At 60.8% G+C, this 26,502-nt stretch carries 22 protein-coding genes and 2 pseudogenes; 3 read left to right on the forward strand and 21 right to left on the reverse strand.

What is annotated here, in order from left to right; all coding sequences use genetic code 11:
* Positions 1-12 precede the first annotated feature (12 nt).
* Both HX815_RS32005 and HX815_RS32010 read right to left on the reverse strand, forming a co-directional pair.
* Positions 13-768 carry a methyl-accepting chemotaxis protein gene (locus tag HX815_RS32005; protein ID WP_371136007.1) on the reverse strand — a complete coding sequence of 252 codons (756 nt, stop codon included), beginning with the start codon at positions 766-768 and terminating at the stop codon, positions 13-15.
* A gap of 102 nt (positions 769-870) precedes the next feature.
* Positions 871-2,160, reverse strand: a pseudogene (locus tag HX815_RS32010) (HAMP domain-containing protein); the annotation flags it as partial.
* Between the two features lie 248 nt (positions 2,161-2,408).
* Between HX815_RS32010 and HX815_RS25370 the strand changes: the two are divergent.
* From HX815_RS25370 to HX815_RS32020, 3 genes and pseudogenes are all read left to right on the forward strand, one after another.
* Complete coding sequence (locus HX815_RS25370; protein ID WP_161635727.1) at positions 2,409-3,728, forward strand: Na+/H+ antiporter family protein; 1,320 nt, start codon at positions 2,409-2,411, stop codon at positions 3,726-3,728.
* 70 nt (positions 3,729-3,798) lie between these two features.
* Positions 3,799-4,620 (forward strand): annotated as a pseudogene (locus HX815_RS32015) (cache domain-containing protein); the annotation flags it as partial.
* A 102-nt stretch (positions 4,621-4,722) separates the two neighbouring features.
* Complete coding sequence (locus HX815_RS32020) at positions 4,723-5,478, forward strand: methyl-accepting chemotaxis protein (protein WP_371136008.1); 756 nt, start codon at positions 4,723-4,725, stop codon at positions 5,476-5,478.
* Between the two features lie 60 nt (positions 5,479-5,538).
* Here HX815_RS32020 and HX815_RS25380 read toward each other — a convergent pair whose 3' ends face one another.
* The 19 genes from HX815_RS25380 to HX815_RS25470 form a co-directional block, all read right to left on the reverse strand.
* A complete protein-coding gene (locus HX815_RS25380; protein WP_003219555.1) occupies positions 5,539-5,853 on the reverse strand; it encodes a DNA-binding transcriptional regulator in 315 nt (104 codons plus the stop codon).
* Positions 5,843-6,193 carry a toxin gene (locus HX815_RS25385; protein WP_032899042.1) on the reverse strand — a complete coding sequence of 117 codons (351 nt, stop codon included), beginning with the start codon at positions 6,191-6,193 and terminating at the stop codon, positions 5,843-5,845. Before HX815_RS25385 ends, HX815_RS25380 begins: the two co-directional genes overlap by 11 nt.
* Positions 6,194-6,431: 238 nt before the next feature.
* Complete coding sequence (nuoN, locus tag HX815_RS25390) at positions 6,432-7,895, reverse strand: NADH-quinone oxidoreductase subunit NuoN (RefSeq protein ID WP_003219557.1); 1,464 nt, start codon at positions 7,893-7,895, stop codon at positions 6,432-6,434.
* A 7-nt stretch (positions 7,896-7,902) separates the two neighbouring features.
* Complete coding sequence (gene nuoM, locus HX815_RS25395; RefSeq protein ID WP_003219558.1) at positions 7,903-9,435, reverse strand: NADH-quinone oxidoreductase subunit M; 1,533 nt, start codon at positions 9,433-9,435, stop codon at positions 7,903-7,905.
* A gap of 49 nt (positions 9,436-9,484) precedes the next feature.
* A complete protein-coding gene (nuoL, locus tag HX815_RS25400; RefSeq protein ID WP_003219559.1) occupies positions 9,485-11,338 on the reverse strand; it encodes an NADH-quinone oxidoreductase subunit L in 1,854 nt (617 codons plus the stop codon).
* On the reverse strand, positions 11,335-11,643 hold the full coding sequence (nuoK, locus tag HX815_RS25405) for an NADH-quinone oxidoreductase subunit NuoK (protein WP_003219560.1): 309 nt from the start codon (positions 11,641-11,643) through the stop codon (positions 11,335-11,337). The genes nuoL and nuoK overlap by 4 nt, the downstream gene beginning before the upstream one ends.
* A gap of 2 nt (positions 11,644-11,645) precedes the next feature.
* A complete protein-coding gene (nuoJ, locus tag HX815_RS25410; RefSeq protein WP_003219561.1) occupies positions 11,646-12,149 on the reverse strand; it encodes an NADH-quinone oxidoreductase subunit J in 504 nt (167 codons plus the stop codon).
* A gap of 9 nt (positions 12,150-12,158) precedes the next feature.
* On the reverse strand, positions 12,159-12,707 hold the full coding sequence (gene nuoI, locus HX815_RS25415) for an NADH-quinone oxidoreductase subunit NuoI (protein WP_003174725.1): 549 nt from the start codon (positions 12,705-12,707) through the stop codon (positions 12,159-12,161).
* 11 nt (positions 12,708-12,718) lie between these two features.
* The gene (gene nuoH / locus HX815_RS25420; RefSeq protein ID WP_003219563.1) at positions 12,719-13,726 is read right to left on the reverse strand and encodes an NADH-quinone oxidoreductase subunit NuoH; all 1,008 of its coding nucleotides are present in this window, start codon (positions 13,724-13,726) and stop codon (positions 12,719-12,721) included.
* On the reverse strand, positions 13,723-16,437 hold the full coding sequence (nuoG, locus tag HX815_RS25425; protein ID WP_177009162.1) for an NADH-quinone oxidoreductase subunit NuoG: 2,715 nt from the start codon (positions 16,435-16,437) through the stop codon (positions 13,723-13,725). The genes nuoH and nuoG overlap by 4 nt, the downstream gene beginning before the upstream one ends.
* Positions 16,438-16,572: 135 nt before the next feature.
* A complete protein-coding gene (gene nuoF, locus HX815_RS25430; RefSeq protein WP_003219566.1) occupies positions 16,573-17,928 on the reverse strand; it encodes an NADH-quinone oxidoreductase subunit NuoF in 1,356 nt (451 codons plus the stop codon).
* Positions 17,925-18,422, reverse strand: a complete 498-nt coding sequence (gene nuoE / locus HX815_RS25435) for an NADH-quinone oxidoreductase subunit NuoE (protein WP_003219568.1) — start codon at positions 18,420-18,422, stop codon at positions 17,925-17,927. Before nuoE ends, nuoF begins: the two co-directional genes overlap by 4 nt.
* 2 nt (positions 18,423-18,424) lie before the next feature.
* Positions 18,425-20,209 (reverse strand): NADH-quinone oxidoreductase subunit C/D, encoded by a 1,785-nt coding sequence (gene nuoC / locus HX815_RS25440; RefSeq protein ID WP_003219570.1) that lies wholly within the window; start codon positions 20,207-20,209, stop codon positions 18,425-18,427.
* 72 nt (positions 20,210-20,281) lie between these two features.
* A complete protein-coding gene (locus tag HX815_RS25445) occupies positions 20,282-20,956 on the reverse strand; it encodes an NADH-quinone oxidoreductase subunit B family protein (protein WP_003219572.1) in 675 nt (224 codons plus the stop codon).
* A gap of 10 nt (positions 20,957-20,966) precedes the next feature.
* The gene (locus HX815_RS25450; protein WP_003219575.1) at positions 20,967-21,380 is read right to left on the reverse strand and encodes an NADH-quinone oxidoreductase subunit A; all 414 of its coding nucleotides are present in this window, start codon (positions 21,378-21,380) and stop codon (positions 20,967-20,969) included.
* 659 nt (positions 21,381-22,039) lie between these two features.
* A complete protein-coding gene (gene aceA / locus HX815_RS25455) occupies positions 22,040-23,365 on the reverse strand; it encodes an isocitrate lyase (RefSeq protein ID WP_003219577.1) in 1,326 nt (441 codons plus the stop codon).
* 494 nt (positions 23,366-23,859) lie between these two features.
* On the reverse strand, positions 23,860-24,597 hold the full coding sequence (locus HX815_RS25460) for a secretin N-terminal domain-containing protein (protein ID WP_177029078.1): 738 nt from the start codon (positions 24,595-24,597) through the stop codon (positions 23,860-23,862).
* Positions 24,598-24,836: 239 nt separating this feature from the next.
* Entirely contained in the window at positions 24,837-25,259 is a 423-nt protein-coding gene (locus HX815_RS25465) for a GNAT family N-acetyltransferase (protein WP_003219580.1), read from the reverse strand.
* On the reverse strand, positions 25,252-26,418 hold the full coding sequence (locus tag HX815_RS25470; RefSeq protein WP_003219582.1) for a cupin domain-containing protein: 1,167 nt from the start codon (positions 26,416-26,418) through the stop codon (positions 25,252-25,254). Before HX815_RS25470 ends, HX815_RS25465 begins: the two co-directional genes overlap by 8 nt.
* Between the last annotated feature and the right edge of the window lie 84 nt (positions 26,419-26,502).

Consider the following 26,502-nt stretch of genomic DNA (forward strand, 5'->3'; position numbering starts at 1 on the left):
TCCCGCAACTCATCAAACCCTGAACTGATCCATCAGGCCCTGCTGCTGATTCGCCAGGCTGTTCAACGCCTGGCTGACCCGCGCCGATTCATTCGCCTGTTCGGACAACGACTCCGTCACATCCCGAATCGTCGCCACGTTGTTGTTGATCTCCTCGGCCACCGCACTTTGCTCTTCGGCGGCGCTGGCGATCTGCAGGTTCATGTCGCTGATTACCGTTACCGCATCGCCGATCTGGCGCAAGGCGGTCACGGCCTGGCCCACTTGTTCGACGCTGCCCTGGGCCTGGCGATGGCTGTTGCTCATGGAACCGACCACTTCCTGGGTACCGCTTTGCAGTTGCTCGATCACCAGGCGGGTTTCTTCCACCGACTCCTGGGTACGTCGCGCCAGGTTGCGCACTTCATCGGCGACCACCGCAAAACCACGACCGGCTTCACCCGCACGGGCGGCCTCGATAGCGGCGTTCAGTGCCAGCAGGTTGGTCTGCTCGGCGATTGCACGAATCACTTCCAGTACCGAACCGATCTTCTCGCTGTTGGCCGCCAGTCCTTCAACCTGGGCCATCGCGGTGCTCATATCCGCCGCCAGGTGGCCGATGCTGGTGGTGGTGCGGTCGATCACGGTCAAACCTTCACGCGTCGCCTGATCGGCATCGCGGGCAGCCTGGGCGGCTTGCGCGGCACTGCGGGCGACGTCCTGGGCGGTGGCGCTCATCTCGTGGGAGGCGGTGGCCACCTGGTCGACCTGACGGTATTGCTGCTCCATGCCGGCACTGGTTTCAGTGGCGATGGCGGCCGACTGGTCGGCGGTGCCACGGGCGTCCTGCACTGAGCGTTTGACCTGGGCAATGATCGGCTGCAGCTTGTCGAGGAAGCGGTTGAACCAGCCGGCCAATTCGCCGAGTTCGTCGTGTTTGTCGTAGGCCAGGCGGCGGGTCAGGTCACCTTCGCCACTGGCAATGTCTTCCAGCATGCGCGCCACACCGAGGATCGGCCGGGTCACGCTGCGGGCCATCAGCCACACCAGCAACAGGCCGACGATTGCTGCCAGCAGGCCCAGGCTCAGTTCCAGCAGAGTGCCCTTGGCGTTATCGGCGTCCAGTTTGGACTTCAGGGCTTCAGCCGGAGCCACCAGGACTTTTTCCGGAACATCCAGCAACACGCCCCACGGCTTGCCATCGGGGATCGGCTGGAACGGCGCGAGCACCTTGAGTTGGTGGTCGGTGCGCACGCTGCGGGTCTGGGTGCTGGTGGAAAGCGAACTGATCAATTGCGCGCCGTTGGCGGTGTCGACGGCATCCAGGCGCTGGCTGAGTTTGCCGGCGTCCGGACTGTAGCCGGCCAGCAGGCCCACCGGGCTGATGATGCTGACGCTGGTCTGGCCGTCGTAGAGTTTCTGGCTGGCGCCCTGGCTGACGGCTTGCAGGCTGTTGAGGTTGATGTCCACCGACAGCGAGGCGATGACTTTGCCGTTGACCATCAGCGGGAAGACGATGCTGGTCATCAGCACCTTTTGCCCATCGATCACATAGAAGTACGGCTCGATCACGCAGGGCTTGAGTGTGGTGCGCGGGCAGGTGAACCAGGCGTTGGCTTTTTCGCCGCTGGGTCCGACGCTGGTGTCGGACATGTCGCTTTCAGGCAGCGACATTGAAGTCAGCTTGCCCGCAGTCGGCTGGGACCAGTACAGCGCAAAGCGGCCCTTGTCGTTGCTGCCCAGCTCTTGCTGGTTGGCGAACAGTTCGTCCTTGCCATCCAGTGCGTTGGCCTCGAATACCAGGGACAGGCCCAGCAGTTCCGGATTGGCCTGCAGCGCGGCCTTGACCTGGCGGGTCAGGTCTTCGCGCAGGTCGAAGGCATCCAGGAAGCGTTTCTCGGCCTGTTCGCGCAGGAACAACACCTGCCGGGAAAAACCGTGGCCGTATTGATAGGCGTCCATGAACTGCTGGCGAATGCCCAAGGCCTGGACCTCACCCTGGGCTTCGATGCGTGCCTGGGCGGCTTCGTCGAGCATTTCCATACTGGAAGCCTTGACCAGGTCGGAGCTCTGCGCCATGCGGTACAGCGAGAGACCTACCAGCAAGGTCACGATGCCCAGCAGGCAAAGACCGGCCAGCAGGGTAATTTTCCATTGAATGGACAGCTGTCTGAGCGACATGGAGCCTTCCTTAACCTTTCGATACGACAGAGACGATCTGCCTGTATCGGCCGCTCGGAAATTTTCTTTATTCAAACGATCAATTTAAAGCTGTTTGCGACGTCGTGCTTTGACATGCCCGCCCACCTGCTGCAAAGTGCGCGCCCTCTAATAAAACTCCCTTAAAACCTGGTTTGCGGCAGCCGTTCCCGACAGCAGCCCGGGCAGGTGCGTGCTTTTTTCATGTTTTCTGTCTTGAGGTAACGATGATTAATGCAGTAATCGCCGCAGTCGGCACCATGCTGGTGCTCAGCTTGTCCCGCGTGCATGTGGTGATCGCGATCATTGTCGGCGCCCTGGTGGGTGGCCTGACCGGCGGCCTGGGTATCGACGCGACGCTCAAGGCGTTCAACAGCGGCCTGGGTGGCGGTGCGACGGTGGCGTTGTCCTACGCGCTGCTCGGCGCGTTCGCCGTGGCGATTGCCAAATCCGGCCTGGCCCATGCGCTGGCCGATAAAGCCCTGCTGCTGGTGGATCGCCAGGAAGCCACGGGCGGCAGTCACGTCAAATGGCTGCTGATCGGTCTGCTCTGGGTGGTGGCCATCGCCTCGCAGAACATCCTGCCGATCCACATCGCGTTTATCCCGCTGCTGGTACCGCCGCTTTTATACGTGCTGACCAAACTGCAGCTGGACCGCCGTCTCATCGCCTGCGTCATGACCTTCGGCCTGATCACGCCCTACATGTTTCTGCCGGTGGGCTTCGGCAACATCTTCCTGAATCAGATCCTGCTGGCCAACGTGGCCAAGAGCGGTGTCGACATCAGCCAGGTCAACGTCACCCATGCCATGGGCCTACCGGCGCTGGGCATGGTGGTCGGTTTGCTGGTGGCGGTGTTTGTCAGCTACCGCAAGAAGCGTGTGTACGACCTGGAGAAGATCGAGCGAGTCGAGCAGGTGGCGGTGCACTACAACCCGCTGACCCTGCTGGTGGCCGGCCTGGCGATTGCGGCGGCGTTCATTATCCAGCTGTGGCTGGACTCGATGATCATTGGCGCCCTGGCCGGGTTCCTGATCTTTTCGGTGTCGGGCATCGTGCGCTGGCGCGACACCGATGACCTGTTCACCGAAGGCATGAAGATGATGGCGATGATCGGCTTCATCATGATCGCCTCGTCAGGCTTTGCCGAAGTGCTCAAGGCCACCGGTGAAGTGCAGACACTCGTGCAAGCCTCCGCGGCATTTATCGGCCATAGCCGCGGTGTGGGCGCGCTGCTGATGCTGCTGGTGGGCTTGCTGGTGACCATGGGCATCGGCTCGTCGTTTTCCACGGTGCCGATCCTGGCGGCGATCTTTGTGCCGCTGTGCGTGCAGCTGGGCTTCAGCCCGCTGGCGATCGTGTGCATCGTCGGCACGGCCGGGGCATTGGGTGATGCCGGCTCGCCTGCGTCGGACTCCACCCTGGGCCCGACTTCCGGTTTGAACATCGATGGCCAGCACCACCATATCTGGGACACCGTGGTGCCGACCTTCCTGCACTACAACATTCCGCTGCTGGCGTTTGGCTGGTTTGCCGCGATGACGCTCTGACGGGATTGTCCTACAGATTTATTGTAACTAGCCGTTAACCTCTTGAGTTGTCCCTCAAGAGAGAAGAGCCATGCGTCTGAGTCTAAAGGCCAAAGTACTGTCCCTTGCTGTCCTGCCCGTGTTGTTGTTTGCCGTGATCATCAGCCTGACCACGGTGTGGATCCTTCGGGAGCAGGCCCGCAACGAGGTCGAAGAAACCCGTCAGAACCTGCTCAACGACGCCAAGACCACCTTGCGCGGCTACGTCGAGGTGGCGATGACCACCATCAAGCCGCTGTACGACGCTGCCGCCCAAGGCGATACGGCCGCACGGACGCAAGTGGTCAAGCTGCTGTCCAACACCAGCTATGGCAAGGACGGTTATTTCTTCGGCTACGACTCCGAGACCATTCGCCTGTTCAAGGGCAACAGCCCGGACGGCGTCGGCAAAAGCTTCAAGGACAACCGCGACCCGAACGGCGTCTACGTCAACCGCGACCTGGTGAAAGTCGGCAAGGACGGCACCCACTACCTGCAATACAGCTCGACGCAGCCCGGCCAGACCGAGCTGGTGCCCAAGCTTGGCTACACCGAATACTTGCCCAAGTGGGACATGGTGATCGGTACCTCGGTGAACCTGGACGGCATCGACGCCCAGGTTGCCGAGGTTCAGGCCAAGGTGGAGAAACGCATGGAAGGCGTGGTGCTGAGCATCATCGGCATTGCCGTGGTGGTGCTGTTGGTGATTGCCGCCGTGGGCATGCTGGTGGCCAATACCATCCTGCGGCCGTTGCACCTGATGAAGATCAACCTCGACGACATCGCCGCCGGTGAGGGTGACCTGACCCGCCGCCTGGCCATCACCAGCCAGGACGAGCTTGGCGAACTGGCAGGCTCTTTCAACCGCTTTGTCGACAAGATCCACAGCCTGGTACGCCAGATCACCGAGATGACCTCCCAGCTTACCGGCCTGGTGAGCCAGGTCGCCGAGCAAGCCAACCGCTCGGAAAAGGCCATGGAGCGCCAGCGTCACGAGACCGACCAGGTGGCTACCGCGATCAACGAAATGTCCTCCGCGGCCCATGAAGTGGCGCGCAGTGCCCAAGGCGCAGCCGTCGCTGCGCAGCAAACCGACGCCGAAGGCCAGGCCGCGAAAAAAGTCGTGGATGGCAGCATCGCGCAGATTCACGCGCTGGTGAACGACATCCGCAGCAGCGGCGTGTCCCTGGACAGCTTGCAGCAGGATGTGTCGTCGATTGTCAGCGTGCTTGGCGTGATCCGCTCGATTGCCGAGCAGACCAACTTGCTCGCCCTCAACGCCGCCATTGAAGCCGCGCGGGCAGGGGAGGCCGGTCGTGGTTTTGCCGTGGTCGCCGACGAAGTACGGGCGTTGGCCAGCCGCACCCAGCAAAGCACCCAGGAGATCCAGGGCATGATCGACCGCCTGCAAAAAGGCACCGAAGCCGCCGTGGAGTCCATGCGCCGTTCCAGTGACGCCGGTGACGGCACATCGGCCCAGGCCAACGAAGCCGGAGCGTCCCTGGACACCATGGCGCAGCTGATCGGCACCATCAACTCGATGAACGCGCAGATCGCCAGCGCGGCGGAAGAACAAACCGCCGTGGCCGAAGAGATCAACCGCAGCGTGCATCAGATCGCGGTGGCGGTTGACAGCGTGGCCGATGAAACCCAACAGGGTGCCCAGACCTCCCGCAGCCTGGCGGACCTGGGGCAGCGGTTGGGTCAGTTGGTGGGGCAGTTCAGGATTTGATTGCAGGCTTTCGCCCATCGGCAACGTCCTGTTGCCGATGGGGTTGGCTGGATTGATCGATCAGGTCAACAGCGCCAAACGTTCCACCGTCTCCGGAAACTTCGACACCAGCCGAATCAAGGTTGCCGCCTGAGCATTGGGTGTGGCCCGGCCTTGCTCCCAATTTTCCAGGGTCCGGGTGTTGGTGCGCAGGTACATCGCAAACACCGAGCGCGACAGATTGAGTTGTTGACGCACAGCGACTACTTCGTCGGCAGTGAGCGGTGCCAGCTTGCTCAACTGCACCTTGTGGCTGCGCAGCGTTACCTTGCCTTCTCGTTCATCTGCCAGCGCGTCGAAGCCTTCGACCAGTTCGGAAAAGATGTCACGTTTCATAAGATTTTCTCGCTTTGATTTCCCTGTCCAGCAGGTGTTTGAGCGCCGTTTTGTGTTGAGCGCTCAGGTCGTCCTGTTCGTGTTTGCCATAAAGGGTGAACAGCCAGAACTGCGTACCGCCTGACCACCAGTAATAGATGACTCGCAGGCCACCCCGTTTGCCCTTGTTGCGTCGCTCGTCGACAAAGCGCACCTTGCGTAACCCGCCGGTTCCCTCTATCACGTTGCCCGCTTGCGGGTTTCTCATCAACTCTTGTTGAAAGCCGTGAAATAACTCATCACTCAGATAATCCCTGCGGTGCCGCTCAAAGGCTGGCAATTCGATAAATAGAGCATCCATGTTCTGTACGTAGCCTGCGTATAGTTTGGTGGCCCATCTGCGGTGGGTCAAGTGACCCTGCTGTGGGATGTTTCCTAAAACGCAACCACGATACGAGCGACCCAGGCAGGGTGATGCCGGAAGGGGAGGCATCTCGACGAGGAAAATTCCCTTTGTGTGTCAGACAACAAATTAATACGCCAGAAACGCAAAACGGCGCCCGAAGGCGCCGTTTTGCTTGCTGCGTTTAACTAAGCGATCAACCCGCCATCACCGCATGCTGCACCAGGGTGAGCAACGGTTGTGGGTACACACCCAGGAAGAACGCCAGCAGGGCGATTGCCAGCAGCATCACGCCGCCTGCTTTCTGTTCCCAGTGCAACTCGGCGTCCACACGGCGCAGGTTTGGCTCGATCAGGTACAAGGTCACCATCACGCGCAGGTAGTAGAAAACGCCGATGGCGCTGCCCAGTACCAGGGACGCAACCAACCACCATTCGTGCGCTTCAACACCGGTGGCCACGATGTAGAACTTGCCGATGAAGCCCGCAGTCAGCGGGATACCCGCCAGGGACAGCATCATCACGGTCAGTACGGCGGTCAGGTACGGACGGCGCCAGAACAGGCCGCGGTATTCGTACAGGGCGTCGGCGTCGCGGCCTTTGTAAGGCGAGGACATCAGCGTGATCACACCGAATGCACCCAGGCTTGTGATCACGTAGGTGACCAGGTACACGCCGATGGCTTCCATCGCCAGGCCCTTGCTCGCCACCAGGGCGATCAGCAGGTAACCGAAGTGCGCGATGGACGAATAACCCAGCAGACGCTTGAGGTTGTTCTGGGTCAGCGCCAGCAGGTTACCGAACAGGATCGAGGCGATGGCGATGATGGTCAGCACGTTGCTGAGTACACCGGTGTTGGCCGCAGGGGAGATCTGGAACAGACGCACCATCACGGCAAACACGGCGACTTTCGACGCGGTAGCCAGGAAAGCAGCCACCGGCGCCGGGGCGCCTTCGTACACGTCCGGGGTCCACAGGTGGAACGGCACCAGCGACAGCTTGAACGCCAGGCCGATCAGCATCATGGCCAGGCCCAGTTGGGCGATTGGCGCAGGGCTGCCGGAGGCTGCCAGGGCGTGACCGATACCGCTGAAGCTCAGACTGCCGGCTTCTGCGTAGAGCAGGGCCATACCGAACAACAGGAACGCCGAACCGGCTGCCGACAGCACCATGTACTTGATGCCGGCTTCCAGGGAGCGCTTGTTGAAGAAGGCATACGCCACCAGGCCGTAGACCGGGATCGACAGCAGTTCCAGGCCGATGAACAAGCCGGCCAGGTGCTGCGCGCTGACCAGCACGATACCACCGGCCGCAGCCAGCAGGATCAGCAGGTACAGCTCTTCGCGGTTGCCCGGGTAGCCGGTGCCGCCTTCGCCGAGGTAGGCGTGGGCGAGCGTGACGCAGGCCAGGGTGGCAACCAGGATCAGCGCGATATACAGCAGCGCGAAGTCATCGACCATCATCAGCGGGGTCACGGCCAGTGGCGCGACCTTGAGTGCCGGGATAATCGACAGCAGGGCCAGGTTCAAGCCCGCACAGGACAGCAGGAACGTTTGCGAGTGATTGCGGCGCCAGGCGATCGCCAGCATCACCACCACGATGGTGAGGCTGGTGATCAGCAGCGGCGCAAGCGCGATAAAGTGTTGGATCGTGAATTCCATAGCGCTCTTACCGGGCCGAAGCGAGTTGAGAGAAGGCGGTGCCGAACCACTGCTGCACGCCATGCATCGTTGCGGCAGAAGTATCCAGGAACGGTTGCGGGTACACGCCGATAAACACCAGCAGTACCGCAAGGCCGAGCACCATGATCAGTTCGCGACCGTCCATGCCGTGCAACACGGTGTCGGACTTGGCCGGACCGAAGTATGCGCGGTGGATCATGATCAGCGAGTAGACCGAACCGAACACCAGGCCAGACGTAGCGATCGCACTGACCCACGGCGTATGCACGAAGGCACCCATCAGGATCAGGAACTCGCCGATGAAGTTGCCGGTACCCGGCAAGCCCAGGGATGCGGCGGCGAAGAACAGGCTGATGGCCGGCAGGTAGGCGATACGTGACCACACGCCACCCATCTCGCGCATGTCACGAGTGTGCAGGCGCTCGTACAGTTGGCCGCTGAGGATAAACAGTGCCGCTGCCGACACACCGTGAGCCAGCATCTGGATCACGGCGCCTTGCAGCGCCAGTTGGCTGCCGGAGTAGATGCCGATCAGTACGAAGCCCATGTGGGAAACGGACGAGAAGGCAATCAGACGCTTGATGTCGGTTTGGGCGAAGGCCAGGAACGCACCGTAGAAGATCCCGATCAGACCGAGGGTCATGGCGATCGGCGCGAACTCGGCCGAGGCATTCGGGAACAGCGGCAGGGCAAAACGCAGCAGGCCGTAGGCCGCCGTCTTCAACAGGATACCGGCCAGGTCGACGGAACCCGCAGTCGGCGCCTGGGCGTGAGCGTCAGGCAACCAGGAGTGGAACGGCACCACCGGCAGCTTCACCGCGAACGCGATGAAGAAGCCCAGCATCAGGATGTACTCGGTGGTCAGGGACATCTTGGTTTTCAACAGGTCGGCGTAGTTGAACGTGATCACGCCCGTGCTGTTGAAGTTGACCAGTACCAGGCCCAGGATCGCCACCAACATGATCAGGCCGGAAGCCTGGGTGAAGATGAAGAACTTGGTCGCCGCGTAGATCCGGGTTTTCTTGCCGTCCGAAGAACTGTGACCCCAGAGCGCGATGAGGAAGTACATCGGCACCAGCATCATTTCCCAGAAGAAGAAGAACATGAACAGGTCGAGGGCGAGGAACACGCCGACAACGCCGCCCAGGATCCACATCAGGTTCAGGTGGAAGAAGCCCACGTGACGCTGGATCTCTTTCCAGGAGCAGAGTACCGAGAGGATACCCAGCAGGCCGGTCAGCAGGATCATCAACAGCGACAGGCCGTCGAGGGCCAGGTGCACGTTGATGCCGAAGCGCTGGATCCACACGTGCTTGAATTCAAGCGCGAAGGTGGGATCGACACCCGGTGCCGGAGCAAATGAATAGTCACCGTGGGCCCACAGCCAGAGGCCGAGCGCGAGTTCCAGGGACATGGTCAGCAACGCAATCCAGCGGGGGAGGGTGGCGCCGAAGCGTTCACCCATCCAGCAGAGCAGGCCGCCGATAAAGGGGATCAGGATTAGCCAGGGCAGAATCATGACGGGCTCGTTTCCTTTCGCAAGTTCGCAAAGTTCGCAATGTGCATAGTCAGACCGCGACCACGATGATGGCGCCGATTACCAGGACGGCACCGGCCGCCATGGAAGCTGCATACCAGCGCAATTGGCCGGTCTCGCTGCGGCTCAGGGCGGTGTGACCGGCCTTGGCGGCACGCGGGATCAAACCGATGGTCTGGTCGAGCGGGTCTTTGCGCAGCACGTGGCTGATCGCAAGGTACGGCTTGACGAACAGTTTGTCGTAGATCCAGTCGAAGCCCCAGGCAGCGAACCACCAGGCCGAAAGGAAGCGGCCAATGCCACTGTTGGCGATGGCAGTGACGAAGCGGCGCTTGCCGAGGAACAGCAGGGCCGCCAGCAGGATACCCGCGATGGCGATGGCGCCCGAGGCGATTTCCAGGCTGTGCTTGGCTGCACCACCGGCATGGCCGGCGCTTTCCGGCAGAACACCGGCCAGTGGCGGGGTGATCATGGCGCCGACGAAGGTCGACAGGATGATCAGCACCGACAGTGGCAGCCAGTGGGAAATGCCATGGCCTGCGTGGGCTTCAGTCTTGGCTTCACCGTGGAACGTGATGAAGATCAGGCGGAAGGTGTACAGCGAGGTCATGAACGCACCTACCAGGCCGGCGTACAGCAGGCCGTGGTTACCGCTGGCAAAGGCTTCCCAGAGGATTTCGTCTTTCGAGTAGAAACCTGCGGTCACCAGTGGCAGGGCCGACAAGGCCGCGCCGCCGACGATGAAGCTGGCGTAGGCCAACGGCAGTTTCTTCCACAGGCCGCCCATTTTGAAGATGTTCTGCTCGTGGTGGCAGGCAACGATCACCGCACCGGAAGCAAGGAACAGCAGGGCCTTGAAGAAGGCGTGGGTCATCAGGTGGAAGATCGCGCCGTCCCAGGCGCCAACGCCCAGGGCCAGGAACATGTAGCCGATCTGGCTCATGGTCGAGTAGGCGAGGATACGCTTGATGTCGGTCTGAACCAGGGCAGCAAAACCTGCCAGTACCAGGGTCACGCCACCCACCAGGCCCACCAGGTGCAGAATCTCCGGTGCCAGGGTGAACAGGCCGTGGGTACGGGCAATCAGGTAGACACCGGCGGTTACCATGGTCGCGGCGTGGATCAGTGCCGAAACCGGGGTAGGGCCGGCCATCGCATCCGCCAGCCAGGTTTGCAGCGGCAGTTGTGCGGATTTACCGACCGCGCCACCCAGCAGCATCAGGGTCGCCAGGGTGATCCAGAAGTCGCCGACCTGGAATTTCTGCGGTGCCAGCACCAGCAGTTCCTGGATGTTCAGCGTGCCCACCTGTTGGAACAGGATGAACAGGCCGATGGCCATGAACACGTCACCGATCCGGGTCACGATAAAGGCTTTGAGTGCGGCGTTACCGTTGTTGCGGTTGCTGTAGTAGAAACCGATCAACAGGTACGAGCACAGGCCCACGCCTTCCCAGCCGAAGTACAGGAACAACAGGTTATCGCCCAGCACCAGGAACAGCATGCTGGCGATAAACAGGTTGGTGTAGGCGAAGAAGCGCGAGTAACCGGCTTCACCGCGCATGTACCAGGACGCGAACAGGTGGATCAGGAAGCCCACACCCACCACCACGCCGAGCATGGTGATCGACAGGCCGTCGACGTAGAGGGCGAAGTTGGGCTTGAAGCCCTCCACCGACATCCACTGCCACAACACCAGGGTGTAGTGACCGCCTTCAGGCGGTGCGACGTTGAATTGCCAGATGACGTAGGCGGCGACAATCGCCGACAGGCCAATGGAACCCACGCCGACCAGGGCCGAGAGGTTTTCCGACCAGCGTCCACGGGAGAACGACAGCAGCAGGAAACCGATCAGGGGAAATACGAAAGTCAGAAAGATCATGTTCATCCGCGCATCTCACTGGCAGCGTCGATATCAAGCGTGTGGAAGCGACGATACAGTTGCAGCAGGATCGCCAGGCCGATACTGGCCTCGGCGGCTGCCAGGCTGATCACCAGGATGAACATCACTTGTCCATCCGGCTGGCCCCAACGGCTACCGGCCACGATGAACGCGAGTGCCGCGGCGTTCATCATGATTTCCAGGCTCATCAACACGAACAGAATGTTGCGGCGAACCATCAGGCCGACCAGGCCAAGGCAGAACAGGATGCCGGCGACCGCCAGACCATGCTCCAAAGGGATAGCAGGCATCGTCATTGCTCCTTGGCTTCGTTGCGGCCCAAGTGGAAGGCGGTGATGGCTGCAGCGAGCAGCAGCATCGAAGCCAGTTCGACCACCAGCAGGTACGGGCCGAACAGGCTGATGCCCACGGCTTTCGCGTCTACGGTGGTGTGGCCGATGGCCTGGCCGCTCTGGTGAGCGAACAGCACATACAGCAGTTCACCCAGCAGCAGGGCTGCGAGGATCACCGGGCCGAGCCAGATGCCGGGCTTGAGCCAGACGCGTTCCTGGGCGACAGACGCCGGCCCCAGGTTGAGCATCATCACCACAAACACGAACAGCACCATGATGGCGCCGGCGTAGGCGATCACTTCCAGTACACCGGCGAACGGTGCGCCGAGGCTGAAGAAGGTCATGGCCACGGCGATCAGCGAAATGATCAGGTAGAGCAGGGCGTGCACAGGGTTAGTGTTGGTGATCACGCGAAGCGTGGACACCACTGCAATACCCGATGCGAAATAGAAAGCGAATTCCATCTTTCTTCCTTAAGGCAGCAAGCTCTTCACGTTGATCGGCTCGGCTTCGTTTTGTGCGGCGCCTTTCGGCTTACCGGCAACGGCCATACCTGCAACACGATAGAAGTTGTAATCAGGGTTTTTACCGGGACCAGAGATCAGCAGATCTTCTTTCTCGTACACCAGGTCCTGACGTTTGAACTCGGCCATCTCGAAATCCGGTGTCAGCTGGATCGCGGTGGTCGGGCAAGCTTCCTCGCAGAGGCCGCAGAAAATGCAGCGCGAGAAGTTGATGCGGAAGAAGTCCGGGTACCAGCGACCGTCTTCGGTTTCAGCTTTCTGCAGCGAGATGCAACCCACCGGGCACGCCACGGCGCACAGGTTGCAGGCCACGCAGCGCTCTTCGCCGTCGGGGTCGCGGGTCAGGACAATGCGGCCGCGATAACGCGGCGGCAGGTACACCGCTTCTTCCGGGTATTGCAGGGTGTCGCGTTTGCGAAAGCCGTGACCGAACACCATCACCAGGCTTCGCAACTGGGTACCGGTACCCTTAACGATGTCGCCAATATATTTGAACATGGGTCAAATCCTCACTGAACCGCGCCCGCTGGCGTGTTCAACAACACAACGGCAGCAGTCACCAGCAAATTGATCAGGGTCAGCGGCAGGCAGAATCGCCAGCTGAAATCCATCACCTGGTCATACCGTGGACGCGGGATGGAAGCGCGCAGCAGGATGAACAGCATGATGAAGAACGCGGTCTTCAGGAAGAACCAGAAGAACGCCAGCTGCGGCAGGATGCCGAACGGACCGTGCCAGCCGCCGAAGAACAGCGTGACCAGCAGGGCCGAGATCAAGATGATGCCGATGTATTCACCAACGAAGAACATGCCCCATTTCATGCCGGCGTATTCGATGTGGTAACCGTCGGCCAGTTCCTGTTCCGCTTCCGGCTGGTCGAACGGGTGACGGTGAGTCACGGCGACGCCAGCGATGAAGAACGTACAGAAGCCGAAGAACTGCGGAATGATGAACCACAGGTTCTGCGCCTGGTACTCGACAATGTCGCGCATGTTGAACGAGCCCACCTGCACCACGATGCCCATCAGCGCGAGGCCCATGAACACTTCGTAGGACACGGTCTGGGCCGAGGCCCGCAAGCTGCCCAGCAGGGCGAACTTGTTGTTGCTCGACCAACCGGCGAACAGCACCGCGTAGACCGACAAGCCGGCCATGGCGAAGAAGAACAGCAAGCCGATGTTCAGGTCCGCCACGCCCCAGGTCGGGGTGATCGGGATGATTGCGAAGGCAATCAGCAAGGCGCTCATGGCCACGACCGGTGCCAGGGTGAAGATCACCTTGTCGGCAAACGGCGGGGTCCAGTCTTCCTTGAAGAACATTTTCAGCATGTCGGCGGCGATCTGGAACATACCAAACGGGCCAACGCGGTTCGGACCGTAACGGTCCTGCCACCAGCCCAGCAGGCGACGTTCGACGAAGCTGAGCAGGGCGCCCGCCACGACCACGGCCAACAGGATCACGATGGCCTTGACCACCGCGATGATCACGTCGATCACTTCAGGGGTGAACCAGGTCATTGAGCTGCCTCCTGCAGACCGTCAACGGTAAGGCCGAAGATCGCCGGAGGAATCCCCGCGAGGCCTTTTGGCAATGCAACCAGGCCAGCACCCAACTCTTCGTCGATGCGCAGCGGCAGACGCAGGGTCTTGCCGGCGACGTTCACGCTGAGCAGGGCACCGTCGTTGACGCCCAGGCGGTCGGCTTCGGACTTGGCTACGGACACGTAGGCGGCTGGAATGCGCTCTTGTACCGGCGCGGCTTTGGAAGAAGTCTCTTCGCTGCCGAACAGGTGGAAGAACGGCACAACCTGCCAGGTACCCTGGGCCGGGTTGAACGGACGCGGAACGCTGGCGAACCAGTTCAGCGAGTCACCGGTGCTTTCGATCAGGCGGGTGCCCGGGTCGCCGGCACGGATGTGGCCACCGACTTCGTCCTGGAACTTGTTCCAGGCCTGCGGCGAGTTCCAGCCCGGCGACCAGGCGAAAGGCACCTGCTGACGTGGCTCGACCGAACCCGAGTAACCTTCCATGGAGAAGGCAAACGCGGTGTCGTTGTCTTGCGGTGTACGTGGCTCATGCACGCTGATGTCAGCCCGCATGGCGGTACGGCCGGAGTAACGCAACGGTTCACGGGCGAGTTTCATGCCCTTGATGCGGAACGCGGCGGACGGTGCAGCGTCGACGATGCGTGCCAGTTGCGGTGCGGCTGCGGCTGTGGCGGCAGTCACGTGGTCGAGCTGGGTCCAGTCGATCGGCTGGTTCAGCAGGGTAGCGCGCAGGGCATGCAGCCAGCGCCAGCCTTCGTGAACCAGGATGCTGGCGTCCATGTACTTCGGATCGAATACCTGGAAGAAGCGCTGGGCGCGGCCTTCCTGGCTGACCAGGGTACCGTCGCCTTCAGCAAAGCTGGCGGCGGGCAGTACCAGGTGGGCACGGTCGCTGGTGGCGGTTTTCTGGTGGTCGGCAACGATCACCACTTTGGCCGCGTTCAGCGCTGCGTCGACCTTGGCCGAATCAGTGCGGGTGTACAGGTCGTTTTCCAGTACCACGATCGCATCGGCGCTGCCGTCGGTCACGGCTTGCAGGGCGGCGTCCAGGGACTCGCCACCGAGCATGGCCAGGCCAAGGCTGTTGGCTTCCGGCACGATCAGGCTGATGGAACCGTTCTTCTCGCGCAGCTTCAAGGCTTTGGCAATGTTGGCAGCGGCTTCGATCAGCGCCTTGGAACCCAACGAGGTACCGGCAATGATCAGAGGACGCTTGGCGGCCAGCAGGGCGTCGGCGATACGCTTGGCCAGTTCAGCGGCTTCAGCGTCCAGGCCTTCTACGGCAGGCGCACTGGCGTCGAGGGCGTGGGCCACGGCGAAACCGATGCGGGCCAGGTCGTCAGGCGCGGCGTGTACGCATTCTTCTGCGATGTCGTCGAGCTTGGTGGCGGTCAGGCTGGCGATAAACAGCGGGTTCAGCGCGTGCTGGCCGATGTTTTTCACCGCAGCGTCGAGCCAAGGCTGGACGCGCATGGCGTCGGCCATGTCTTCGGCCTTGCCTTTTACCGACTGGCGCAGGGACAGGGCGACACGGGCAGCGGTCTGGGTCAGGTCTTCACCGAGGACGAAGATCGCGTCATGGTCTTCGATGTCGCGCATGTTCGGAACCGGCAGCGGGCTGTCGTTCAAGACTTGCAGCACCAGGCGGATGCGCTCCAGTTCACCGGCTTCGATACCCGAGTAGAAGTGTTCGGCGCCTACCAGCTCGCGCAACGCGTAGTTGCTTTCGAGGCTGGCGCGGGGCGAACCGATACCGACGATGTTGCGACCGCGCAGCAGGTCAGCGGCTTTATCCAGTGCTTCGTCGAGGCTCAACTTGGCGCCGTCGGCCAGCAGTGGCTGACGTGGGCGGTCTTCGCGGTTGACGTAGCCATAGCCGAAACGGCCACGGTCGCACAGGAAGTACTGGTTGACCGAACCGTTGAAGCGGTTTTCGATCCGACGCAGTTCGCCGTAGCGCTCACCCGGGGAGATGTTGCAACCGCTGGAGCAGCCATGGCAGATGCTCGGCGAGAACTGCATGTCCCACTTGCGGTTGTAGCGCTCGGAGTGAGTCTTGTCGGTGAACACACCGGTCGGGCAGACCTCGGTGAGGTTGCCGGAGAATTCACTTTCCAGGGTGCCGTCTTCAACGCGACCGAAGTACACGTTGTCGTGGGCGCCAAACACACCGAGGTCGGTACCGCCGGCGTAGTCCTTATAGAAGCGCACGCAGCGGTAGCAAGCGATGCAGCGGTTCATCTCGTGGGAGATGAACGGGCCCAGTTGCTGGTTCTGGTGAGTACGCTTGGTGAAGCGATACCGGCGCTCGTTGTGGCCGGTCATCACGGTCATGTCTTGCAGGTGGCAGTGGCCGCCTTCCTCACACACAGGGCAGTCGTGCGGGTGGTTGGTCATCAGCCATTCGACGACGCTGGCGCGAAACACTTTCGCTTCTTCGTCTTCGATGGAGATCCAGCTGCCGTCGGTGGCAGGGGTCATGCAGGACATCACGATACGACCACGGGTGTCGTTCTCGTCGGTGTACTGCTTGACCGCGCACTGGCGGCAAGCGCCAACGCTGCCAAGGGCGGGGTGCCAGCAGAAATATGGAATGTCGAGGCCTAGCGACAGACACGCCTGTAACAGGTTGTCTGCCCCATCGACTTCGAGCTCTTTGCCGTCTACGTGGATAGTGGCCATGGTTCAAAGTTCTTCGTTGGCCCGGTGTCAGCGGGCGTGGCTAATGGAATCTTGTTATTCATGTGCATCAACACAGCCTTGAAGGCGTCAGCACATGAGAAAGCGAAGGGCACGGACCCTTCGCCTTTTTAAGCGTTACGCGCCGACTACGATCGGCCTTGCCAGAGGCGGGACGGCGGCGCTGGTAGGCGCGATGCCGGCTTCGAACTCCGAGCGGAAGTATTTGATCGCGCTGCCCAATGGCTCCACGGCGCCCGGTGCGTGAGCACAGAAGGTCTTGCCTGGGCCGAGGAAACCGACCAGACCCAGCAGGGTCTCGATGTCGCCCTCGCGGCCTTCGCCGTTTTCCAGGGCCATCAGCAGCTTGACGCTCCATGGCAAACCGTCGCGGCACGGGGTGCAGAAGCCACAGGATTCGCGGGAGAAGAACTGCTCCATGTTGCGCAGCAACGACACCATGTTCACGGTGTTGTCCACGGCCATGGCCAGGCCGGTACCCATACGGGTGCCCACCTTGCCGATGCCGCCGGCGTACATTTGCGCGTCCAGGTGTTCTGGCAACAGGAAGCCGGTACCGGCGCCGCCTGGCTGCCAGGCCTTGAGGGTGTAGCCATCGCGCATGCCGCCGGCGTAGTCCTCGAACAGCTCGCGTGCGGTCACGCCGAAAGGCAGTTCCCACAGGCCCGGGTTCTTGACCTTGCCGGAGAAGCCCATGAGCTTGGTGCCCATGTCTTCGCTGCCTTCGCGGGCCAACGATTTGTACCACTCCACGCCGTCGCCGATGATTGCCGGCACGTTGCACAGGGTTTCAACGTTGTTCACGCAGGTCGGCTTGCCCCACACGCCCACGGCGGCAGGGAAGGGCGGCTTGGAACGCGGGTTGGCGCGGCGGCCTTCGAGGGAGTTGATCAGTGCGGTTTCTTCACCGCAGATATAACGCCCGGCGCCGGTGTGCACGAACAGTTCGAAGTCGAAACCCGAACCAAGGATGTTCTTGCCCAACAGGCCAGCGGCCTTGGCTTCTTCCACGGCACGGTTCAGGTGCTTGGCGGCGGTGGTGTATTCGCCACGCAGGAAGATGTAGCCACGGTAGGTTTTCAGCGCGCGGGCACTGATCAGCATGCCTTCGATCAGCAGATGGGGCAGTTGCTCCATCAGCATGCGGTCTTTCCAGGTGTTCGGCTCCATTTCATCCGCGTTGCACAGCAGGTAGCGGATGTTGATGGATTCGTCTTTGGGCATCAGGCCCCACTTGACACCCGTGGGGAAGCCTGCACCGCCGCGGCCCTTAAGGCCTGCGTCTTTCACGGTCTGGACGATGTCGTCCTGGGCCATGTCGGCAAAGGCTTTGCGCGCGGCCGCGTAACCGTTCTTGGCCTGGTACTCGTCAAGCCATACAGGCTCGCCGTCGTCACGCAGGCGCCAGGTCAGCGGGTGAGTCTCGGCCGACCGCTTGATGCGGTTGGCAGGACCAAAGGAAGTCAGGGTCATGGGTAGCCCTCGAGCAATTGGGTGACGCCAGCAGGCTGCACGTCGCCGAATGTGTCGTCGTCGATCATCAACGCCGGCGCCTTGTCACAGTTGCCCAGGCAGCACACCGGCAGCAGCGTGAAGCGCCCGTCCGGAGTGGTTTGGCCCAGGCCGATGCCCAGCTTGCTCTGGATCTCGCTGACCACGGACTCGTGGCCACCGATGTAGCAGACCATGCTGTCGCACACGCGAATGATGTGGCGGCCGACCGGCTGGCGGAAGATCTGGCTGTAGAACGTCGCCACGCCTTCAACGTCGCTGGCGGGGATGCCGAGGATCTCGCCGATGGCGTAGAGGGCGCCGTCCGGCACCCAGCCACGTTCCTTCTGGACGATCTTCAAGGCTTCGATCGACGCCGCGCGCGGGTCTTCGTAGTGATGCAGCTCGTGCTCGATGGCCGAGCGCTCGGTTTCACTCAAGGTGAAACGGTCTGTCTGGATAAGCGTGCTATTCATGCTTAGCGGTCCACGTCGGCCATAACGAAATCGATACTACCCAGGTACGCAATCAAGTCCGCGACCATTTCACCTTTGATCACCGAAGGGATCTGCTGCAGGTGCGGGAAGCTTGGCGTACGAATCCGGGTGCGGTAGCTCATGGTGCCGCCATCGCTCGTCAGGTAATAACTGTTGATACCCTTGGTCGCTTCGATCATCTGGAAGGATTCGTTGGCCGGCATCACCGGGCCCCACGAAACTTGCAGGAAGTGCGTGATCAGGGTTTCGATGTGTTGCAGCGTGCGCTCTTTCGGCGGCGGCGTGGTCAGCGGGTGATCCGCCTTGTACGGGCCTTCCGGCATGTTGCGCATGCACTGTTCGATGATCTTCAGGCTCTGGCGCATTTCTTCGACGCGCACGATGCAGCGGTCGTAGGCATCGCCGTTGGCCGCCAGCGGCACTTCGAATTCGAAGTTCTGGTAGCCGGAGTACGGGCGTGCTTTACGCAGGTCGAAATCGCAACCGGTGGAACGCAGGCCAGCACCGGTGACGCCCCATTCCAGGGCCTCTTTGGTGTTGTACTGGGCGACGCCGATGGTCCGGCCCTTGAGGATGCTGTTGTCCAGGGCGGCTTTCTGGTATTCGTCCAGACGCTTGGGCATCCAGTCGATGAATTCCTTGACCAGGCGTTCCCAGCCACGCGGCAGGTCGTGGGCGACGCCGCCGATGCGGTACCAGGCCGGGTGCAGGCGGAAACCGGTGATGGCTTCGATGACCTTGTACGCACGCTGACGGTCGGTGAAGGTGAAGAACACCGGGGTCATGGCGCCGACGTCCTGGATATAGGTACCCAGGAACAGCAGGTGGCTGGTGATCCGGAAGAACTCGGCCATCATGATGCGGATGGTGTCGACCTTGTCCGGCACCTTGATGCCGGCCAGCTTCTCGACCGAGAGCACGTACGGCAGGTTGTTCATCACGCCGCCGAGGTAGTCGATACGGTCGGTGTACGGGATGAAGCTGTGCCACGACTGACGCTCGGCCATCTTCTCGGCACCACGGTGGTGGTAGCCGATGTCCGGTACGCAGTCGACGATTTCTTCGCCGTCCAGTTGCAGGATGATGCGGAAGGCACCGTGAGCCGAAGGGTGGTTCGGGCCCAGGTTGAGGAACATGTAGTCCTCGTTGGTGCCGGAGCGCTTCATGCCCCAGTCTTCCGGACGGAAGCGCGCAGCCTCTTCTTCAAGCTGTTGCTTGGCGAGGGTCAGGCTGAATGGATCGAATTCGGTGGCGCGGGCAGGGAAGTCCTTGCGCAGCGGGTGACCTTCCCAGGTCGGCGGCATCATGATGCGCGACAGGTGCGGGTGGCCCGGGAAATCGATGCCGAACATGTCCCACACTTCACGCTCGTACCAGTTGGCGTTGGGCCAGATACCGGTCACGGTCGGAACGCTCAGGTCGCTCTCGGAGAGGGCCACCTTGATCATCACGTCGCTGTTACGTTCCAGCGACATCAAGTGGTAGAACACGGTGAAGTCGGCGCCGCTCGGCAGCCCCTGGCGCTTGGTGCGCAGGCGCTCGTCCACGCCATGCAGGTCATAGAGCATGACGTACGGCTTGGGCAGGTTGCGCAGGAAGCTCAGGACTTCGACGAGCCTGGCACGCGCCACCCACAGCACCGGCATGCCGGTGCGTGTGGCCTGGGCGGTGAAGGCGTCAGGGCCAAAACGGTTGTTGAGTTCGACGACCACATCCTGGTCGTCTGCCTTATAAGGCGGGATGTACAGAGCACTGCCTGTAGTCATGGTTTTTTATCGCTTTCGGTCAACGTAAAGAATGAAGCCAGGTTTTCGTTCTATAAAAGAAGCGGTTCTGGATCAGACTTCGTCGGGGCTGCGCAGGTTGGTTACCTGAATACGCTGTTCGCGGCGCTGTTCCTTTTGTGACGGCATCTCGGCGCGGTATACGCCTTGATCTCCGACAACCCAGGAAAGTGGGCGACGCTCCTTGCCAATCGATTCCTGCAACAGCATCAAGCCTTGCAGAAATGCTTCAGGGCGGGGCGGGCAGCCAGGCACGTAGACGTCCACGGGCAGGAACTTGTCCACCCCCTGAACCACGGAGTAGATGTCGTACATGCCACCGGAGTTGGCGCACGAACCCATGGAGATAACCCACTTTGGCTCGAGCATTTGCTCGTAGAGACGCTGAATGATCGGCGCCATCTTGATAAAGCAGGTACCGGCGATAACCATGAAATCCGCCTGACGCGGCGATGCCCGGATAACTTCGGCGCCAAAGCGCGCGATGTCGTGGGGCGCCGTGAAGGCGGTGGTCATTTCCACGTAGCAGCAGGACAGACCGAAGTTGTACGGCCACAGGGAGTTTTTACGTCCCCAGTTGACCGCGCCACTCAGCACGTCTTCCAGCTTGCCCATGTAGATGTTTTTGTGGACTTGGTCTTCTAACGGGTCGGAAACGGTTTCCCGTTCGCCGATTGGGTACTGCTCGTTAGGAGCATCCGGGTCGATCCTGGTGAGATTGTATTGCATCGCCAAAGCCTCATTGTTTCAGCTTCGCTTGCCGCTTGCGACGAGCTTCCGGAGCCCAGTCAAGGGCGCCCACTCGAAATAGGTAGACAAGGCCTGCCAACAGAATTGCTATGAAAACGAGGGCTTCGACGAATCCGGTCCAGCCGCTTTCGCGGACGGACACAGACCAGGCAAAGAGAAAAAGGGCTTCGATGTCGAAGATCACGAAGAGCATCGCGACCAGATAGAATTTGGCTGAGAGCCGCAAGCGGGCGCCACCTGTAGGTAGCATGCCGGACTCGAACGGTTCGTTTTTGCTGCGGCCCCAGGCTTTTGACCCGAGGAGGCTGGAGACGCCGAGCATGAAGGCGCAAAGGCCGACTACACCGAGGAGGAAAATGGCAAAGCCCCAGTTGTGGGCCATGAGTCCTGTCGCTTCGGTCATGCTGGAAATCCTTAACAGAGAGCAAAGGTCTCTGAGCTCGAAAAAGTAACGATGCAGTGACGATATGTCGCAGCGCAATCAATCGCGGTGATTTTATGGCTAAACACCGGGCAAGTAAAATTCCTATAGCGAAATTATTCGATGGAATAAGGACATAGTGCACCTTCTTGGGGCTGTAGCCCTTGTGCTGCGGGCATTAGCGGGCTTTTCACGAATTGTGTTTTGTTTAACCGGTAAAGAAGTTTTCATGCTCTAAATGATAATGAATATTGTTTGCGTGGGGTTTAAGCGAATGTTTCTCGTGTGGCGGGGGAAGTTGCCGTTACTTGCTAGATTGTCGCTTAGTTGCTGACGGAGATCTTTTAACCGATCTGGTTGATGCAGATACCGCTCTAGATCAATGTTTTGCACAAATTTTCAGAATGCACACATTCCCCTTGTGGGAGCGGGCTTGCTCGCGAATGCAGTGGGTCAGCCAATGAATCTGTTGACTGATACACCGCATTCGCGAGCAAGCCCGCTCCCACATTTTGATCTGTGTTGTGTCAGGCAGGGTTTCATCAGTGCAAAAAAAACGCCCCGAACCAGTCGGGGCGTGATTGCTGTGCGGCACTGCGGTTAGGTCTTCCGTGGGGCCGCAGTGGCCGTGTACTCAGTACTTAGTGGAACTGCTCTTCTTCGGTCGAACCGGTCAGCGCAGTCACGGACGAGGTGCCGCCCTGGATCACGGTGGTCATGTCGTCGAAGTAACCGGTGCCCACTTCCTGCTGGTGCGCCACAAAGGTGTAACCCTTGGCAGCATCAGCGAACTCTTGTTCCTGCAGCTTCACGTAGGCAGTCATGTCGTTGCGGGCGTAGTCGTGCGCCAGGTTGAACATGCTGTGCCACATGTTGTGAATGCCGGCCAGGGTGATGAATTGGTGCTTGTAGCCCATGGCAGACAGTTCACGCTGGAACTTGGCGATGGTCGCGTCGTCCAGGTTCTTCTTCCAGTTGAAGGAAGGCGAGCAGTTGTAGGACAGCAGTTGATCCGGGTATTCCTTCTTGATGGCTTCGGCAAAGCGGCGAGCTTCGTCCAGGTCCGGCTTGGCGGTTTCGCACCAGATCAGGTCGGCGTACGGCGCGTAGGCCAGGCCACGAGCGATCGCCTGGTCGAGACCGGCGCGCACTTTATAGAAACCTTCCTGGGTACGTTCGCCAGTCACGAACGGCTGGTCGTACGGGTCGCAATCCGAGGTCAGCAAATCAGCCGCGTTGGCATCGGTACGGGCCAGGATGATGGTCGGAGTGCCAGCAACGTCAGCAGCCAGACGAGCAGCCGTCAGCTTTTGAACAGCTTCCTGGGTTGGAACCAGTACCTTGCCGCCCATGTGGCCGCATTTCTTCACCGAAGCCAGCTGGTCTTCGAAGTGAACGCCGGCAGCGCCTGCCTCGATCATGCTCTTCATCAGCTCGTAGGCGTTCAGTACGCCACCGAAACCGGCTTCAGCGTCTGCAACGATCGGTGCGAAGTAGTCGATGTAGCCTTCATCGCCCGGGCCTTTACCGGCTTTCCACTGGATCTGGTCGGCACGGCGGAACGAGTTGTTGATGCGCTTGACCACGGTTGGCACGGAGTCCACCGGGTACAGCGATTGGTCGGGGTACATGGATTCAGCGGAGTTGTTGTCCGCTGCCACTTGCCAGCCAGACAGGTAGATCGCCTGGATACCGGCTTTGACCTGTTGAACCGCTTGGCCGCCAGTCAGGGCGCCCATGCAGTTGACGAAATCTTTTTCGGGACGGAAGGACGGCTTGGCACCCTGGGTGACCAGCTTCCACAGCTTCTCGGCGCCGAGTTTTGCAAAGGTGTGCTCAGGTTGAACCGAGCCACGCAGGCGGACGACGTCAGCAGCGGAATAAGCGCGGGTCACGCCTTTCCAGCGTGGGTTTTCAGCCCAGTCTTTTTCAAGGGCTGCAATTTGCTGTTCGCGTGTCAGTGCCATGGGGAAAAACCTCGTCGCATAGGTCTAGGTGGAAAATTCCATTTGCCAGCCACGTAATCAGTGCGTGGTTATGGCTGCTCGCTGACCAGAAGCTTAGGCGGTCAAGTCAGGCTCGGCGGGGAAGGCGACGGGATGAACGAGTGGCTCAAGGGGGAGTTGAGCAGGTAAGGGCGAACTGCGAACAGTCTTCGGGCGTCGTGGGCCTTTGTACGATCCATCAGTGTGTTGCCGGGTTACCTGGTTAGCTTCCGTCCCTCGGGACAACTTCGTTCCAGTCGCAACCTCGTCAAACACACCTTGTGGGCGGTACAGACACGAATCGGCTCAGGTGGGTGGCTTTGAGCGACGATCCGAAGGCCCTTGCCAGGGCCCCTGATTAGCGGGAGCGAGGCCATCATGCCCATGCTTTTTTGGATCGTCAAATGTTTTGTAGTGCTTTTTTTCAAGCACTACATCTTTAGTCTAATACGACTCGCCAGTCAGTTTTCGGTGCTTCAGTTCAGCGTGTCGACTTTGACCCGCAATGTCAGGTCATCGCGCCCTTGAGTAGAGTAGCTGCGGGTTGTAGTGCTTTTGTCGGCCTGGGTCCGGCGGTTGATCCCGGCCAGGGTGATCCACTCGCCCAGGCGTCCGCTGACAGTTGTGTCGGTACTTTGCACGTTCACTACATCGGGACGTTCCTGGCTCATGCGGTCACGATTGGTACTGATGCTCAGGTGAACGGTCTCGCCGGTGACGCTGGCCGTCACGTAGAAACCCTGGGTTACGTTGCGATACTGGGTCTGGTTCTGCGGGCGGCCGTAGGCATCGGGCTGGGTGGTGGTGAGGGGCACGCTCTGGCCGACCTGGATCAGCGCAGGCACGCCTTCGCTGGCCTGGATCTGCTGGATCCCGCCGTCACGGCTTTCGGTGCTGTAGGTGATGACCTGTGTTTGATTGTTGCCGTTGCTCTGCTGGTTGTTTTCGTTGGTGTCGACGGTGATCAACAGGCGTTTGGAAGGCGTATCCAGTTGCGCGAGCAGGGCGCGCAGGCCCTGGATCTTGTCGGGCTCGGCATTCACGATCAGTTGGTTGCCGTAGGCGCTGACGGTGCCGTCCTTGCCGATAAAGTTCTGCGCCACCGGCAGCAGGTCGGCGCTGGTGCGGTTGCTCAGGGGCACGACTTCGGTGGCGGCCATCACCGAGAAACTGGTGGCCAGGAGCAACAGGGTGAGCAGGGTGCGTAGGGACATGTCCGTTATCTCTGCGAGTCATTTAGGCTAGATATTGCCAGTTTGTCGGCCTGGCGGGGTGCAAGTTGAATCCTGGACGGCAAAAGGCCCTGGCATCGGGGGATGGCAGGGCCTTTTGAGGTGTTGCTGATGGCGCCTTCGCGAGCAAGCCCGCTCCCACATTTGACCTCATTCCAAAGGATGTACTGGATCGAATGTGGGAGCTGGCTTGCCTGCGAAGGGCGCGGCGCGGTCTCGGATCAGCCCTCGCGCACCATATCAACGTGAGGAATCCCGACTTCCAGGAACTCATCGCTGACAATCTTGAAGCCCAGGCGCTCATAAAATGGCGCCGCATGGACCTGTGCACTGAGTATCTGCCGGGTCTGGCCGCGTTTCTCGGCCACGCCGATCACCGCTTCCATCAGCTTGTCGCCGACCTTCAGGCCGCGCCAGTCCTTGAGAACCGACACGCGGCCGATCTCGCCGGTAGGCAGCAGGCGTGCAGTACCGATGGGAAAGTCGCCTTCGAACGCCAGGAAATGCACGGCACTCGCGTCGTCTGCATCCCATTCCAGCTCCGGTGGAACCGATTGTTCAGCGATAAATACCGCTTCACGAATGCGCCGTATCTCGGCGATATCCTTTTGCCAGTCCGCGACACTTACGTGAATCTTATTCATCGGCAAACCCCAGGCTCCCTTGCTTGACCAGTTCCCACAGCAGGGCGCAGCCATCTTCATCCGCCAGCCATGGGCCGAGGTTGTCGATGTGCAGGGCGTCGGCGGCGCACACCAGCTTCAGCAGTTCCCGCAGCTTGCCCGGCAACAGGCGGCTCTGGCCGCTGGCGAACAGCAGCAGGTCGTCGTCGACTTCGGACCAGGCCAGGCGGGCGCTCGGGTTGCGGATCAGCACGGCGCCGTTTTCCAGGCTGCCCAGCAGGTCTTCTTCTTCCACTTCCGGGCCGGCGACCAGTTCCGGGTAGCGCGGCTCGGTCATGAACTGGCCGAACCAGGTCAGCAGCATGCGCTCGTCGCTCATGTGCTCGGCCAACAGGCTTTTCAGGCGGTCGAGGGCGTCGCCCTGGATCTGGTGCGGGTCGCTGACCGGCTGGGCATCGGCGTCGGTGTAGCGCTCTTCGTCAGTCAGGTACTGGCTGAGGAAGTCGGTGAAGTGGGTCAGCACTTCAGCGGCGCTCGGAGCGCGGAAGCCTACGGAGTAAGTCATGCAATCATCCACGGCCACACCGCAGTGGGCCAGGCGGGGCGGCAGGTAGAGCATGTCGCCCGGTTCCAGCACCCATTCGGCGGTCTCTTCGAATTCAGCGAGGATGCGCAGGTCCGCGTGTTGCAGCAGCGGGCTTTCGGAGTTGCACATCTGGCCGATCTTCCAGTTGCGCTTGCCGGAACCTTGCAGCAGGAACACGTCGTAGTTGTCGAAGTGCGGGCCCACGCTGCCACCCGGGGCGGCGTAGCTGATCATCACATCGTCAATGCGCCAGCTTGGCAGGAAGCGGAAGTTTTCCAGCAGTTCGGCCACTTCCGGCACGAACTGGTCGACCGCCTGCACCAGCAGGGTCCACTCGCGCTCGGGCAGGGTGCTGAAGGCATCTTCGGCGAACGGGCCGCGGCGCAACTCCCACGGGCGTTCGCCGTGTTCGATGATCAGGCGCGACTCGACTTCTTCTTCCAGCGCCAGGCCGGCCAGTTCGTCGGCGTCGATCGGGCTTTCGAAGTCAGGGATGGCCTGGCGGATCAGCAGGGGTTTTTTCTGCCAGTAGTCGCGCAGGAATTCCCGTGCTGTGATGCCGCCCAGAAGTTGAAGAGGAATGTCAGGATTCATGTGTAACCTATTGAAAAAAAGCACTTTTCAGACGGGAATAAAAACGCCCGGCGCTGCCGGGCGTCTCAAGGGGTCAAGCTTCTA

Origin of the sequence: Pseudomonas sp. E6002, assembly GCF_013385565.1 — a bacterium.
GTDB lineage: Bacteria > Pseudomonadota > Gammaproteobacteria > Pseudomonadales > Pseudomonadaceae > Aquipseudomonas.